The sequence below is a fragment of the Pseudomonas graminis genome (genome assembly GCF_001705435.1).
GTDB classification, from domain to species: Bacteria; Pseudomonadota; Gammaproteobacteria; order Pseudomonadales; family Pseudomonadaceae; genus Aquipseudomonas; species Aquipseudomonas graminis_B.
On record NZ_MDEN01000069.1, the window covers coordinates 674,387 to 689,413 of the forward strand.

General features: G+C 62.9%; 15 protein-coding genes. 1 reads left to right on the plus strand and 14 read right to left on the minus strand.

Annotated features, from left to right (window positions below):
• Positions 1 to 207: 207 nt before the first annotated feature.
• Both BBI10_RS25205 and BBI10_RS25210 read right to left on the minus strand, forming a co-directional pair.
• The gene (locus tag BBI10_RS25205) at positions 208 to 702 is read right to left on the minus strand and encodes a SprT family zinc-dependent metalloprotease (protein ID WP_065992800.1); all 495 of its coding nucleotides are present in this window, start codon (positions 700 to 702) and stop codon (positions 208 to 210) included.
• An 83-nt stretch (positions 703 to 785) separates the two neighbouring features.
• On the minus strand, positions 786 to 1,388 hold the full coding sequence (locus BBI10_RS25210; RefSeq protein WP_065992801.1) for a Yip1 family protein: 603 nt from the start codon (positions 1,386 to 1,388) through the stop codon (positions 786 to 788).
• Between the two features lie 320 nt (positions 1,389 to 1,708).
• On the opposite strand from BBI10_RS25210, the gene ttcA reads away from it, so the two are divergent.
• Entirely contained in the window at positions 1,709 to 2,533 is an 825-nt protein-coding gene (gene ttcA, locus BBI10_RS25215; protein ID WP_065992805.1) for a tRNA 2-thiocytidine(32) synthetase TtcA, read from the plus strand.
• Between the two features lie 214 nt (positions 2,534 to 2,747).
• On the opposite strand, the gene BBI10_RS25220 is transcribed toward ttcA, so the two are convergent.
• From BBI10_RS25220 to BBI10_RS25275, 12 genes are all read right to left on the minus strand, one after another.
• Positions 2,748 to 3,665, minus strand: coding sequence for a dihydrodipicolinate synthase family protein (locus BBI10_RS25220; RefSeq protein WP_065992807.1), 918 nt, complete (start codon positions 3,663 to 3,665; stop codon positions 2,748 to 2,750).
• 276 nt (positions 3,666 to 3,941) lie between these two features.
• On the minus strand, positions 3,942 to 4,979 hold the full coding sequence (locus BBI10_RS25225; protein ID WP_065992808.1) for a trans-3-hydroxy-L-proline dehydratase: 1,038 nt from the start codon (positions 4,977 to 4,979) through the stop codon (positions 3,942 to 3,944).
• A gap of 25 nt (positions 4,980 to 5,004) precedes the next feature.
• The gene (locus tag BBI10_RS25230; protein ID WP_065992809.1) at positions 5,005 to 5,727 is read right to left on the minus strand and encodes an amino acid ABC transporter ATP-binding protein; all 723 of its coding nucleotides are present in this window, start codon (positions 5,725 to 5,727) and stop codon (positions 5,005 to 5,007) included.
• A complete protein-coding gene (locus BBI10_RS25235; RefSeq protein ID WP_065992810.1) occupies positions 5,720 to 6,370 on the minus strand; it encodes an amino acid ABC transporter permease in 651 nt (216 codons plus the stop codon). The genes BBI10_RS25230 and BBI10_RS25235 overlap by 8 nt, the downstream gene beginning before the upstream one ends.
• Before the next feature lie 10 nt (positions 6,371 to 6,380).
• A complete protein-coding gene (locus BBI10_RS25240; protein WP_065992814.1) occupies positions 6,381 to 7,046 on the minus strand; it encodes an amino acid ABC transporter permease in 666 nt (221 codons plus the stop codon).
• On the minus strand, positions 7,039 to 8,811 hold the full coding sequence (locus BBI10_RS25245) for an aconitase X (RefSeq protein WP_065992819.1): 1,773 nt from the start codon (positions 8,809 to 8,811) through the stop codon (positions 7,039 to 7,041). The genes BBI10_RS25240 and BBI10_RS25245 overlap by 8 nt, the downstream gene beginning before the upstream one ends.
• Before the next feature lie 256 nt (positions 8,812 to 9,067).
• On the minus strand, positions 9,068 to 9,880 hold the full coding sequence (locus BBI10_RS25250; RefSeq protein ID WP_065992820.1) for a transporter substrate-binding domain-containing protein: 813 nt from the start codon (positions 9,878 to 9,880) through the stop codon (positions 9,068 to 9,070).
• 394 nt (positions 9,881 to 10,274) lie between these two features.
• Positions 10,275 to 11,027, minus strand: a complete 753-nt coding sequence (locus BBI10_RS25255) for an AraC family transcriptional regulator (RefSeq protein WP_065992822.1) — start codon at positions 11,025 to 11,027, stop codon at positions 10,275 to 10,277.
• Between the two features lie 163 nt (positions 11,028 to 11,190).
• Positions 11,191 to 12,438: an NAD(P)/FAD-dependent oxidoreductase gene (locus tag BBI10_RS25260; protein ID WP_065993221.1), complete on the minus strand. Its 1,248-nt coding sequence runs from the start codon at positions 12,436 to 12,438 to the stop codon at positions 11,191 to 11,193.
• A 14-nt stretch (positions 12,439 to 12,452) separates the two neighbouring features.
• Complete coding sequence (locus BBI10_RS25265; protein WP_065992824.1) at positions 12,453 to 12,689, minus strand: (2Fe-2S)-binding protein; 237 nt, start codon at positions 12,687 to 12,689, stop codon at positions 12,453 to 12,455.
• Positions 12,682 to 13,818: an NAD(P)/FAD-dependent oxidoreductase gene (locus BBI10_RS25270; protein WP_244160422.1), complete on the minus strand. Its 1,137-nt coding sequence runs from the start codon at positions 13,816 to 13,818 to the stop codon at positions 12,682 to 12,684. The genes BBI10_RS25265 and BBI10_RS25270 overlap by 8 nt, the downstream gene beginning before the upstream one ends.
• Positions 13,815 to 14,765, minus strand: a complete 951-nt coding sequence (locus BBI10_RS25275) for a 4-hydroxyproline epimerase (RefSeq protein WP_065992826.1) — start codon at positions 14,763 to 14,765, stop codon at positions 13,815 to 13,817. Before BBI10_RS25275 ends, BBI10_RS25270 begins: the two co-directional genes overlap by 4 nt.
• Between the last annotated feature and the right edge of the window lie 262 nt (positions 14,766 to 15,027).

Genomic DNA, 15,027 nt, shown 5'->3' on the forward strand with positions numbered 1-15,027 from the left:
GCCACTTGAGAAAATTGCTGACTGCCCTGGCCCCTTCGTGAGCAAGCTCACTCCCACAAGTCCAGCGGCGTTACCAAGATCCCGAGTCCACCCCGGTCACTCGTGCGCAACCTCAGTGGCTTCAACAAAGTCCCGAGTCCACTCCAATCCTGTGGGAGCGAGCTTGCTCGCGAAGACTTACTTGCAGCCACTTGAGAAAGCGGGGAGTCACTCCACCCGCGTCTCGCCGCTGAACACCAGAATCTCCCGGCAGCGCTTGCACAGATACCGGCGGCCTTTGCGCACCAGCTTGTGGCGCTGGGCGGTGAAGGGGAAATCGCTTTCCGGGCACGGGCAGCGGTAGATGTAGCGGGTTACGCTGCGGCGCTGGATTTCGTAGGTGTGGCAACGGTTCGGCGGCAGCTCGTAGACGCCGCGCATGATCAGCTGCCATTCCTCGCCATGGGGCTGGATGGTGTCGCCGAACAATTGGTGAGCGATCAGATGCGCGACCTCGTGGGGGACGGTCTGGCGCAGAAAGTCTTCGCTGTTTTCGAGGTACAGCTGCGGATTGAAGCGCAGCATGTTCTCGTGCAGGTGGGCTACACCGGCCTTCTGGCCGCGCAACTTGACGCTTACCACCGGACGTTTGAAAGGACGTTTGAAGAAGTCTTCGGCTTGCTGGTAGCAGGATTCGACGCGGGTGGTAAGTGGTTCGAGCATGCTTCATCGGTCTCCAGAGAAAGCGAGTATGCCGCAAAGCTCATGTACCGCCAAAACCCCAGGCGCCGAATGGTCACCCTGTATCAGTTCGTGAATTCCGGCCCGACTCCGACGCCCCACAGCACCACCGTAAAGGCCATGATCGCCACCAACACCACCAGCCCGACCGCCAGCACAGAGCTTGAGAACATGAAGCCTTCGTCGGGGTGGACGCCCATGAACACCGGCAAACCGACGTACAGCAGGTAAACCGTGTAGCAAACCGCCGCCAGCTCGACCATCATCCCCACCCACATGTGCGGGTACAGCGCGGCCAGCCCGCCGAGGAACAGCGGCGTCGCCGTATAGGTCGCAAAGGCGACGCAGCGCGCAGGGCTGGGCGTCGCGTCATAGGTGCGCGCCATCCAGTGGATGAAGCCGCCCATGATGCCGACCCCGGCGAGCATGGCGATGTACGACATCAGCGCCATCCACACTGCACTGTCGCTGGTCAGCATGACCGGCGCGCGGTCGCCGATTTGCCAGCCCACCTGCGTCGTGCCGATGTACGCCGACACCGCCGGGATCGCTGCCAGTATCAGCGTGTGGGTGAGGTACATATGGCCGATGCTTTCTTCACCTTCGCCACGTATCTGTTGCCATTCCTGATCGGGGTGGGTAAACAGCCCCAAGACGTGATGGATCATGTCCGTTACTCCCGTGAAGTGTGTCAGCGCTTGCGACGCAGCGCCTGACCGCCAGATGCCGTCAGGACAAGGTCTCAGTCGAGCAAGGGAAATGGCTGGGACCTCTCAGGTCAGTATAGAAAGCTGATCACTCCAAAACCGGATGCGTTAGAGCGATTGAGGTGTTCAAACACGCGGCTAATAGCGGTTAGCGATCAGAGACCCTCCGAAACCGACCGCGATCGAACCCGCAACGGGCATTACCCGGTCCGGGCTTTTTGCGTAAAATGCCGACCCTTTCCCCACGTCACTTCACACCACAGCGAGCGGATACCAGCACCATGGGCACCCTTTCAGTCAATCAGAACAAACTGCAGAAGCGTCTGCGTCGGCTCGCGGGCGAAGCGGTGGCCGACTACAACATGATTGAAGAGGGCGACAAGGTGATGGTCTGCCTGTCCGGCGGCAAGGACAGTTACACGCTGCTGGATGTGCTGATGCATTTGCAGAAAGTCGCGCCGATCCACTTCGACATCGTCGCGGTGAACATGGACCAGAAGCAGCCAGGCTTCCCCGAGCACGTCCTGCCGGCGTACCTGGCGCAATTGGGCGTCGAGTACCACATCGTCGAGAAAGACACCTACTCGGTGGTCAAGGAATTGATCCCCGAGGGCCGGACCACCTGCTCGCTGTGTTCGCGCCTGCGTCGCGGCACGCTGTATACGTTCGCGGATGAAATCGGCGCGACCAAAATGGCCCTCGGTCACCACCGTGACGACATCGTCGAGACGTTTTTCCTGAACATGTTTTTCCAGGGCAGCATCAAGGCCATGCCGCCCAAGCTGCGCGCCGACGATGGCCGCAACGTGGTGATCCGTCCGCTGGCCTACTGCGCCGAGAAGGACATTCAGGCCTATTCGGACATCAAGCAATTCCCGATCATCCCGTGCAACCTGTGCGGCTCCCAGGAAAACCTGCAGCGTCAGGTGGTCAAGGACATGCTGCAGGAATGGGACCGCAAAACCCCGGGCCGCTCCGACATGATTTTCCGCAGCCTGCAGAACGTCCAGCCGTCGCAACTGGCGGACCGCAACCTGTTCGATTTCACCAACCTGCGCATCGACGACACCGCCGCCTCGCGGTTTGTAAATGTGGTGAATGTGTAAGGGCGAATGCGAAGGCTCATCCGCCGCAGAACCGTAGGAGCGTGGCTTGTCCCGCGATCGGCGACGCAGTCGTCGTGAAACCTGCAAACGCGGGGCACCTGACTCCCCGCAGTTGTCAGTTTGCTGCCGCTTCGCGCCAGATCGCGGGACAAGCCACGCTCCTACCGAAGATGGTGCGGGGCTCACGTATTCGTTCACCCCATCAAAGCGCGGGTTACAACCCCACATCCGGCAACACCGGCTTGTTCGCCAACGCAGTCTTCATCAATTTCTCGACATATTCCCGATCACTGTCCGGCAGCGCCAGCCGCGGTGGGCGGGTGAGGGCGCTGCCGCGTTCCATGATCGCTTCGCACAGCTTGATGCACTGCACCAGGTCCGGACGCGCATCCAGGTGCAGCAGCGGCATGAACCACTCATACAGCGCCATCGCCTCGGCAAAACGCCCGGCCTTGGCCAGACGGAACAGCGTCTCGCCCTCTTTGGGGAAGGCGTTGGACATCCCCGACACCCAGCCCACCGCGCCCACGGCGACGCTCTCCACCAACACATCATCGAGCCCGGCAAACAGCACGAAGCGATCACCGACTTCGTTGCGCACGTCGATAAAGCGGTTGGTGTTCCCCGACGAATCCTTGAAACACACGATGGTGTCGCAGTCCGCCAGGGAGATGAGGATGTCCGGCGTGACGTCGTTCTTGTAGATCGGCGGGTTGTTGTAAACCATCATCGGCAGGTCGGTGGCGGCGGCCACGGTGCGGAAGTGCGTGGCGGTTTCGAAAGGCTTGGCCGAGTACACCAGCGCCGGCATCAGCATGATCCCGTCGGCGCCGGCTTTCTGCACTTCTTTGGCGACGGCACTGGCATTGGCGCTGGTGAACTCGGCGATGCCGGAAATCACCGGCACGCGCCCGGCCGAGGCGTCTTTGGCGGCTTCCACCAGGCTGATTTTTTCAGCGACGCTCAGGGAGGTGTTCTCGCCCACAGTCCCGCAGATCACCAGACCCGACACGCCATCGCGCACCAGGTTGGAAATGACTTTGTGGGTCGCCTCCAGATTGAGGGAGAAATCGTTGTTGAATTGCGTGGTAACGGCAGGGAAGACCCCGCTCCAGGATACGGACTGGCTCATGATTGACTCCTGATTGGGTAAAGGTATTTCGTATACGTTCTGGTTTGGGCGTATGACGCCCTTCTTTTTCTGCGTTAGCGGTGCTTCAGGCTGTCCCCGACCCCTTGTAGGAGTGAGCTTGCTCGCGAATGCGGAGTGTCAGTCACCACATCCATCGCAGACATACCGCATTCGCGAGCAAGCTCACTCCTACAGGATTTGCATTCATTCAGAAAAAATCGGTTTTGCATTCATTCAGAAAAATCGGTTTCGATTTATTGAAAGCAGCCGCAGCATCTACAGCTTCAACCCCACCGGCCAGGTATCACTCAGCTTGTAGCCCTCCGGCCACGGGTCGCTCGGGTCGAGCATGTGCTGGTGCGTCCCGGTGATCCACGCCCGCCCGGACAGGCTCGGGATGATCGCCTTGCGCCCGGCCACTTCAGTCTCGCTCTGGATCTTGCAGTGGAACTCCGAGCCAATGATCGAACGTCCGATAAACCGGTCCCCCACCTTCAACTGACCCTTCGCATGCAACACCGCCAGCCGCGCCGAACAGCCGGTGCCGCACGGCGAGCGGTCGATCTTGCCCGGGCGAATCACCACCGCGTTTGCCGCATTCGCCACGCCGCCGTCAAAATTCACCGGCGCGGCGATCTGGCAGAAGGAAATGTGATTCCAGTCCCTGTTCAACGGATGGCTGAAACCCAGTTGCTCGTTGGCCGCTTTGGTGATTTTCAGGCCGGTGTCCACCAGGTCCTTGGCTTCATCGGCGGTCAACGAAAAGCCCAGCTTCACCGAATCGACGATGGCGAAACTGTCGCCGCCATAGGCGGTATCGACCTGCATCGAACCCAACCCCGGCACCTCGATCCACACGTCCAGCTGATCGGCGAAAGAAGGGTGGTTGTGCACCTCGACGCTCGTCACCTTGCCGTCGCGGCACTGGGCAATCGCCTCGATCAGGCCGCCCGGCGCCTCCAGAATCAGCCGGGTTTCCGGCTCGGTCATCGGCAGAATCCCGCTGTCCAGCAGCACCGTCGCCACGCAAAGGGAATTGGAGCCGGACATCGGCGGCACGTCGGCCGGCTCCATGATGATCCAGCCCATCTGCGCCTTCGGGTGCTTGGGCGGCACCAGCAGATTGACGTGGCGGAACACCCCGCCGCGGGGCTCATTGAGCATGAAATTGCGTAGCACGTTGTCCTTCTCGATCCAGCGCGACTGCTCCCAGATCGTCTCTCCGGGAGGCGGCGCAACCCCGCCAACAATCACATCGCCCACCTCACCCTCGGCGTGACAACTGACCACATGAATCACTTTCGATGAGCGCATGACCTAAAATCCTCCTGAGCAGGCTCTAGTTGATTGATCGCAAAAAATCCGCCGTCTCCGGCCGTTGCGGGTTGCCGATCACCTGATCCGGCGTGCCGATCTCGTGCACCAGCCCGTTGCGGAAAAACGCCACGCGGTCCGACACGTCCCGGGCGAAGCGGATTTCGTGGGTCACCAGAATCATCGTCATGCCGTCCTCGGCCAGCATGCGCATGGTGTCCAGTACCTCGCCCACCAGTTGGGGATCGAGGGCCGACGTCGCTTCGTCGAACAGCATGTAATCCGGCGACATCGCCAACGCACGGGCAATCGCCATGCGCTGTTGCTGACCGCCCGACAATTTGCCGGGAAACACCTTGAGCTTGTCGCCCAGCCCGACGTGGGTCAGCTGCTTGACCGCCAGCGCTTCGGCTTCGGCCTTGCTTTTGCCCAGTACCGTGCGCGGGGCGAGCATCACGTTTTCCAGCACCGTCAGATGGGGGAACGCGTTCCACTGCTGGAAGACAATGCCGATCTTCTGCCGCAGCTTGTTGATGTCCGTGCCCCTGGCGTGAACCTCGGTGCCGTCGACGCGAATGCTGCCGCTCTTGATCGATTCCAGGCCGTTGATGCACATCAGCAAGGTCGACTTGCCCGAGCCCGAACCGCCGATGATCGACACCACTTCGCCCTTGTTCACCTGCAGGCTCACGCCCTTGATGACCTCAAGCTCGCCGAATGACTTGTGCACGTTGTCGATCTCAATCATTTTCCTGCCACCTCGTTTCCAGCCGGGCGCCCAGGCGAGCGACCACCAGACTCATGACGTAATAAATCAGGCCGGCGATGCACAGCACCAACAGCGGCTCCTGAATGCGCGTGACGATGGTTTGCGAGGCGCGCAGCAGTTCGACGATGCCGATCCACATCACCAGCGCGGTGTCTTTCATCACCCCCAGCAGCAGGTTGATCCAGCCGGGAAACGCCACGCGGGTGGCCATCGGCATGACGATCTGGCGCAGGTCCTGCCAGTACGTCAGGCCCAGGGAACGACTGGCGCGGCGCAGGCTGAGCGGCACCGACAGCACGCCGCTGCGCACGATCTCCGTGCAGTAAGCGGTGACGTACAGGCCCAGCACCACGCAGGCGACGGCGAAGGCGCTCCAGTTCAGGCCGACGATGCTTTTCAGCGCGTTGAACAGCACGAACTGGATCAGCAACGGCACGCTGCGAAACACGTCCAGCACCCACGCCAACGGGATCGTGCTGCGCGGCAGCAGGGCGCGGGCCATGCCGCAGACCACCCCGGCCAGCGTGCCGATGATCATCGACACCACGGTCAGCAAAATCGTGACCCAGGCGCCCTGAAGCATGAATTGCAGGTCGTTCCAGCTGAACGTGCTCTCGAACATGCCCATCTCCTCAGTACCGGAACAGCCGCCAGGACAGCAGCCGCGCAACGGCCACGATCAGCTTGGCAATCAGGTAATAGAGCACCGCCGCAATGGCGAAGAATTCGAAGGTGCGGAACGTCTTGACGTTGTAATCCTGGGTCACGCCGGTGAGGTCGTTATTGAGGCCGACGATCACCCCCATCGAGGTCATCAGCACGGCCCAGACCATCTGGTTGGTCAGCGGATAGAAAACGATGCGCAGCAACTGCGGAATGACGATCAGCCGATAGGCCTGGGGCGCGCTCATGCCCAGCGAACGGGCGGCGCGCAATTGCGTGTCGGGCACGGCCTTCAGACCGCCGCGAAAGTTCTCCGCCAGATAGCCCGCGTTATTGATGGTGATGCCCGCCAGCAACGCCGCCCACGAGCTGATGTGCAGGCCGAACGAGCCCAGGCCGAAATACAGGATGTACACCTGGAACAGCGACGGCGTGTTGCGCGCGATGGAAATCCAGGTGGCGGCGAACCCCCGGAACAGGCGGTTTTTGCCTTGGCGCATGAACACCAGAAACAGCGCGATGGTGACGCCGAGGATCATCGACAGCGCGGCGGTTTCGAAGGTGACCCACGCGCCGTTGAGCATGTCAGGCAGCGCCTTGAACGCCGCGCGCCAGTGGAAGTTGTAATCAAACATCTGCGCTGACCTCCGCCTGGTGCGCCGCCATCAACCACGCTGGCAGGCGCCCGCTGGCGACACCGGTGATCGCGCTGTCGACGCACTCGGCCAGGCTGGCGAAATGCACGCGACGCCCCACCAGTCCGGGGGCGTAGTGCGCGTATTTGCCGGAGTTGGTCATCAGGTTGCGTGCGGTCGGCGGGATGACCGGCTCGCCGAGCATGCACCAGCAGGTGTCGGTGACGAACTGCACGCCGAAGTTTTCCAGCGTGTCGACGTAGCCGGCCCGTTGCGCGCGCTCCAGGGTAGCGCGGCCACAGGTCACGACGATTGCCACGTTGTCATGCTTGCGCTGGTTGCCACACAGGTGCGCCAGCATTGCGCATTCGCTCAGGGAAAAATGCGGATTGCCCAGCGTCACGGCGTCCACTTGCGGCGTTTGCGCGCTGTTCAGCTCGCGCCAGCTGTGCAGCAGATCCGCCGGGCTGACGCTCAAGGTTTGTTCCGGCGCTTGCCCGCCCAGCGCCAGTTCCGCAGTGGTGGCTTCGGGCGTTACGCCGGCGATATGAAACATCGGCGCAGCGGAGGTGGTGGCGAACGCCGCGCCGAAGGCCTTGAGGTCATCCAGCGTCGGCGCCTTGTGCTCAAGGCCGCAGATCACCGGGATCGTGGCGCCGCACAGCAGCCCGACGTGGTAACCGAGGAGCGGGTAGAAGCTGTCGTCGAGGCCGTCCAGTGTGGGGACGTCGATGCGCAGGGTCGCCAGCCGTTGCTGGGTCAGGTGGCAGCCGATCTTCGGCGCGCGGCCGGTGAGGGCGATGCAGATGTCGAGGTAGTCCGGGTACTTCAGGGTGCGCGCGCCGATCACGCTGTTGGCGTACACCACCGCGTTGGACTCGGCCCAGACGATCTGCTCGCCCAGCTCCGGCGCGCTGTCCAGCAGGTACGGCGCGCAGGTAAAACTCACCCGCGCGCCCATCTCCAGATAGGCATCGCCCAGCTGACTGGCCGGTTCGCCAAGGGCCGGGTCGACACCCAGTTCGCGCCAGCGTCGCTTGTCCACGGAGATTGAATTGAGGGTAGTGGGCACGCGGACCTTGGCGCCCCAGGCCACCAGTTGTCGGGCGAACCGCAGGCTGGCCGGCCCGGTGTAAATGCAGCCATCGATGTGCGCCTGGGTGATGTCCAGCAGTTCCGTCGCGCCCTGCAGCTCGGCCATGCGCAGGATGATGCCCATCGCCACCTGCGCGGCTTTGCCGTAAGCGCCGTCGAGAAAACCCTGGTCGGTTTCGGTGAGTGAAATCTGGGTGATCGGGCGCTGACGTATCAGACTTTTTTGATCGCGAGGGAGTGGCGGCGGCAGCCAGGCGAAGCCGCTCACGCGGTCATCTTCCACTCGCACGAAGGCAACGTTCCGCAGGGCCGCAAAGCCCGCTTCGTCGAGGCTGATCACCGGGATCGAATGGCCGAACATCTGCTCGGCAATCAGCACGCCGAGGGTGAGGATGTCTTCCACGCGTTCGAAGACCAGTGCGGCCGGCGCGTGGCCGTTGAGCATCAGTTCCAGCAACACGCTGCTGCCGGTGCACGAACCGCGGCCGCTGGGAATGGCCAGCACCCGGCCGTTGATGAACTGGCCGCTGAGGGGGTGATGGCGGTCGATCACTTCACCGGTAAACGGCTCGACCCCGCCCCAGAAACTCAGGCCCACGTCGGCGTACAGCAATTCGCCCTGGGCGCTGCCGGCGACAAGACAGCGCCCGTTCAACGAGACTTCAGACATCGTGGGCTCCTGAGTGAGTGAATCGCTTTTAGCGGGTGACGCTGATGGGTTCCTGGTTCAGGTTCCGCGAATGATTCAGACGGGACGCGTAGCCCTGTAGGAGCGTGGCTTGTCCCGCGATCGGCGACGCAGTCGTCGTAAAACCTACAACCGCGGCGTCACTGAATCAGCATGTTCGACGGTCTTGCTGCCGCTTCGCGCCAGATCGCGGGACAAGCCACGCTCCTACACGGTCCGCGCCCTCTGATCGTTCCCCTCAGTAATAGACGCCCGGCACGGTCAGGTCCACCGGCTTGCCACTCACCCATTTTTCATACAGCTCGGCATAGCGCCCGGACCGCACTTGCTGGTTCACGAACAGGTTCAGGTAGTGAATCAGCCCGTACTCGTTACGCTTCGCCGCAAGGGAAACGTAGTCGATGGTGTAGGGCGCATTGCCGGCGATCTTCAGGCCTTTGTACTTGCCGGATTTGAGCGTGGCGGCGGCGACGGTGTTGGTCACGACGGACGCTTTGATATGGCCCTGGGCGACGGCGAGGATGGTGTCGTTCTGGGTCTGGTAGGCGCGGAAACTGCCACTGCCCCATTTCTTCTGATCCTTCTCCAGGGCGATCGCTTCGAACGTGCCGCTGGTGTTGCCGACATCCTTGCCCTTGAGGTCGTCATAGCTGTTGATGCCGGCGTCGTCGCGGGTCAGCACCACCATCTGGAAGGCGAAATAGGGGATGGTCATCGCCACCGTTTTTGCCCGCTCCAGGGTGTCCGAGGTCGACGCCACGATCACGTCGGCGCGGCCTGAAACCAGCGCAGGAATGCGATCCGGAAACGGCGTTTCCACCACCTCGGCTGTCACGCCCAGTACCTTCGCCAGGTCGTTGCAATAATCGACGTCAAATCCGACCGGGTTGTTCTTGTCGTCACGGGACCCCATCGGCGGGAAGTCCAGGGTCACGGCGCAGCGCAGCTTGCCGGAGTCGATGATGTCATCGAGCTTGTCGGCCAACGCGGTGTTGATAAAGGATGAGCTCATGACGGCGAGGAGGGCGACGGCGACAGCTTGATTTTTCATAGAAGCCTCGGTGCGTGCAAAGGGAGAAACGGCCGGATAAGTAATTTCGTATACGATATTTGATATGCACGCAGCGTGCCTGTTTTGCCAGTACGCCGTGCAGGGCTCTGGATCAGCGGGCCGGGGTTTGGATGGGTATTTCAGGAGCGTGGGACGGTGTTACATAAAGGAGCAAGAATCCGCAGCGTGCTTCATTGATGCACGTTGCAGTGCGGTAGTCGCCACATTCCGCCGCACCGCGATAAACCACCGGGACTGCGGTCACCGTAGGACTGGCTTTAGCCGGGAAGGCGTCGGTCTTCACACCCGAGATTTAGGGTGTTCACACAGGCCTCTTCCCGGCCAAAGCCAGTCCTATACAAATACCGCGATCATCCAGAAGGGAGCAGCGAATTCAGATGCGCCTTTGCGAACCCCGATACTCACTCGGCGACGCTCCGGTCAGCGCCTTGAACTGGCGGCTAAACGCGCTGTGATCGGTGTACCCGCAGCGCAGGGCGATTTCGGTGATCGACAGGTCTTCCTGCAACAACCGCGACGCTTCACCCAGCCGCGCCTTGTGAATCATCTGCCGTGGCGTCAGCTGGAAGATGCGTTTGCAGTGCCGCTCCAGTTGGGCGATGGAGAGCCCGGCAATGGCCGTCAGTTGCTCAAGGGTGATGGGCCGCGCGAAGTGTTCGCGGATGTACGCATCGACCTCGACCAGTTTCTGATACGCCGGATGGGTCGTCTGCAGGATTTGCAGGTCCCGGGAGATTCCCGCCAGCCCGATGATCGCGCCGTGTTGATCGCGCAGGGCGATCTTGTGAGTCAGGCACCAGATCGGCTGATTGCCGTAATAAAGGTGCAGCTCCAGCTGATCGCTGAGCTGCCTGCCATCGGCCAGCACCCGGCGGTCCTGGGCGGTGTACAACGGCCCGAAGCGCGCGGGGAACACTTCCTCGGCGGTCAGCCCGACGATCTGGCTTTTTTCCTTGAAACCGCAGCGCTGCACCAGCGTCTGGTTGACCAGTGCATAACGCGCGTGGGCGTCTTTGACGAAGAACACCACACCGGGAATCGTATCGAACAGCGGCGCGACCAACGTCAGGCTGGCCAGCAGTTGGTCGAGGTCGTGCAAGGGCGTGGTGAGAAGGACGTCGATCATGTTCACGGGCGGGAGGGCCGGGTGGGGAATGGGATCGATGATGCGGGATGTTGGATGCGGCGGCTAGTCGGGGGGCGACTGATCTGCGGGGACAGATTTATTTACGGTGAAGCGCTGTAAATAAATCAGTCCCCTTTAAATCATTTAAATAAATCAGTCCCCTTTAAATATCATCCAGACAGGCGAGGGTGGAGATCCGCGCCGGGCTGAAGGGCGGGCGCAACAAGGGGGGTTCCCAGCCGAACAAGGTCTGCGCCGCCGTGGCACAGATGCGCCCCTGACACGCGCCCATCCCGCAGCGGGTGGCGAGTTTGGCGCCGGTCCAGCTGTCATGCGCAGCGAGGTCCGCGTAACGCACGTCCTCACAGCGACAGACCAGCGTGTCCGGCGCCGCCAGATGTTTCAGCGCCGGGTTCAGGCTGAAGGCCTTGTTCAACCGATCCGCAAAACCTTGCCAGCGCTGCCGCTCAGCCCACAACCCTCGAGCCTTATTTCGATCACCCACCGCCACCAGGCCGGCGATGCGCCCCTCCACCAACGCCAGTTCGCTGCCGCCGAAACCGGTGCATTCACCCGCTGCGTAGTGATCGGCCAGACCCGTCGCCTGCCACTCATCCACCACGATGGCCTGATCCCGCAGCGTGCAGCCCAGTGCGCGGGCGATCTCGGTGTTGGGCACCAGACTGAAACCGCAGGCCAGACGCTCGCAGGCCAGCTCTTCGACCTTGTCACCGACCTGAACGCGCACGCCTTCCAGCCGATCCGTACCCAGCGCCGCCAGCACATGGGCCGACGTTCGATAGGCGGCACTGGCCAGGGTGATCGCCTGAATCGCCTTGTTCGGCCAGCGCCACAGCCCGGCAGCAAATCCGGCGACGGCGCTCAAGGGCGCCTGCTCGGCAACGCGCACGACCTCGGCGCCATGCTTCTGCGCGGTCGCCGACGAGGCCAGCAACAGCGGGCCGGTTCCGGCAATCACGATGCGTTCGTCAGCGACCGCCAGCCCGCCTTTGATCAGCGCCTGCAAACCGCCCGCGCCGGTGACGCCCGGCAGGGTCCAGCCGGGGAAGGGCAGCAGTCGCTCCCGCGCGCCGGTGCACAGAATCAGCCTGTCGTAACTCAACACCCAGCCCCGCTCGTCATCTTCCAGCAGCAAGCGCTTCGCCCCGGCCAGCGCGACCACCTTGCAGCCGCTGTGCAGGCGAACGTTGCTGAACCCCTGCAACTGCGTGCGCATATCCTGAGCCTGTTTCGGCACTTGAGCGTTGGGGCCGTCGCGCCAGATCTGCCCGCCTGGCAGCGGGTTGTCGTCGAGCAAAGCGATGCTCGGCCCGTGAGGCGCCGCCGCCAGGGCCGCCGCCATGCCCGCCGGCCCTGCACCGATGATCAGCAGATCGACATGCTCGGTCATGCTCATGCTCATGCTCATGGCTGAGTCTCGACCCGCATGCCGTCGCGGCAGATCGTCTGACACGCCAGCCGGCGCAGGCCGTCGATGCTCACCCGGCATTCCTGACAGATGCCCATGCCGCACAAGGGTGCGCGCCGCTGGCCGCTGACCGAGGTGCGGCTGCAACGATCGCCGCTCGACATCAGCGCGGCGGCCACCGTGGTGCCTTGGGCGAAGCGAAAGGGCTGACCATCGATGCTCAATTCAGGCATGGGCGCGGGCTCCGATAAAGCGTTGCGGCAGGTAGGGTTCAACGTCGAGGGGCGGTCGAGTGCGCAGCATTTGCGCAGCGAGCAGGCGGGCTGTGCCGGTGGCAGTGGTGACGCCGAGGCCTTCGTGCCCGACCGCCAGCCACAGGCCGGGCTGATGCGGGTGCTCGCCAATCAGCGGCTGACCGTCGGGGCTGGCGGAGCGAAAGCCGGTCCAGCTGCGAAGGCCGTTCATCTCGCCCAGGCCTGGGAGAAAATCCATCGCCCGACGCAGCATCCGTCCGAGCATGGCCGCATCGACTTGCGGATCGTGGTTGTCGAACTGGCGCGATGAGCCGATGAACAGCTGGCCGGTCGGGCGCTGCTGCACATTGAACGCCACCGACGGGCCGTTGCCCTTGTGGGCGCTGGTGACGTAGCCCAACTCAACCAGCGTATGGGTGATCTGCGCGGGGTAACGGTCGGTGATCAGCAGGTGGCCTTTCTTGGCTTGCAGCGGTAAATCGGGACAGAGTTCGCGGGCATAGATGCCGCTGGCCAGCACAACGGCCGGGGCTTGCAGCCATTCTCCCGTTGCGAGGCGGACCCGGTTGCCCTGAACTTCAGCGACCTCCGCTTGCCGCAGAACCACTCGCGAAGACTGACGCTGCAACAACCAGCGCGCGGCGTTGGGCGCGTAAAGAATGCCGTCGCCGCTGACCTTCAGTGCCCCGAGCAGGCCGGATCGCAATGACGGTTCCGCCCGTGCCAGTTCGGCGCCGGACAGCAACTCGCAGGCCAGACCGTATTCGCTCAGCGCCGCATGCTTGCGCTCGGCTTCTTCCATTTCTTCTTCATTGCAGGCCAGCCACAGGGTGCCGTTGGTGCGCATCGCGCAGTCGTCCGGCATCTGCGGCGCGAGCTCGCGCCAGGCCTTGACCGAATATTCCCCCAGCGCCAGCTCGGCCGCGCTGTGGTCCAACACCACCAGATGGCCCATGCCCGCAGCGGTCGCGGCGGGGCGCTGACAATCCAGCACCAGCACATGCAAGCCCTGAGACGCCAACTCGTCCGCACATGCCGCGCCGACGATGCCGCCGCCAATGACGATTACATCGGCGGCCTGGCCTTGCAGGGTGGCGGCGTCGGTCACGAGCGAATGCCCCAGGCGAACGGGTCTTCGTTGTCCAGCAACAAAGTGGCTTCGGCGCTGATGTAGGCGCGGCCACGGATGGTCGGCACGATGCGGTCGCCCGCCTGCCGCTCGCCGTGCTCCCAGACGAAACTGCCTTCAAATTGACTGCCGATCACGCTGGCCTGCTGCCACAGCGTACCGGGCTGAAGTTTGCCGTCCGCTGCCAGGCACGCCAGTTTGGCGCTGGTGCCGGTGCCGCAGGGCGAGCGGTCGTAGGCTTTGCCGGGGCAGAGCACGAAGTTGCGGCTGTCGGCGTGAGTGTCGTCGGCGAACAGCTCGATGTGGTCGATGACGCCGCCGTCTTCACCGCGAATGCCTTGGTTTTCCAGCGCCTGCCGGACCTTCCAGGTGTAGTCGGTGAGGGCGTCGAGGTTGTCGGCGGCGACGCTCAGGCCGTGGTCGGCGATCAGGAAAAACCAGTTGCCGCCCCAGGCGATGTCGCCGGTCACGCTGCCCAGTTCAGGCACCTCCACGACGAAGTCCTTGCGGTAGCGGTAGGAGGGCACGTTGTCGACGCTCACGGAGCGGTCTTCGTGCAGCGTGGCCTGAACCGTGCCGACCGGGGTTTCGATGCGGTGCACGCCGGGGCCGATCTTGCCCAGATGCGCCAGCGACACCACCAGCCCGATGGTGCCGTGGCCGCACATGCCCAAGTAGCCGCTGTTGTTGAAAAAGATCACCCCGGCGCAGGCCCCGGGATCCACCGGCTCGCACAACAGCGCACCGACCAGTACATCGCTGCCGCGGGGTTCGAGCACGGTGGCGGCGCGCCAGTCATCGAACTGCTCAGCCAGACGCTGACGCCGCTCGGCCATGCTGCCCCGCCCGAGATCGGGAAACCCGTCGAGCACCAGCCGCGTCGGCTCGCCGCCGGTGTGAGAATCGAGAATCTGGATGCGTTTCATGTATTCCCCTAATTGGACTGTATCCACCCGATGTAACTGGCTAAGACCATCCCTGTAGGACCGGCTTCAGCCGGGAAGCCGTCGATCGTCACACCCGAGATTCATGGTGTTCACACTGGCGTCTTCCCGGCCAAAGCCGGTCCCACTAAAAGCGCCGCGTACACCCCGATGGAACTGGCGACGACGATCCCTGTGGGACCGGCTTCAGCCGGGAAGGCGTCGGTCGTCACACCCGAGATTTATGGTGTTCACGCTGGCCTCT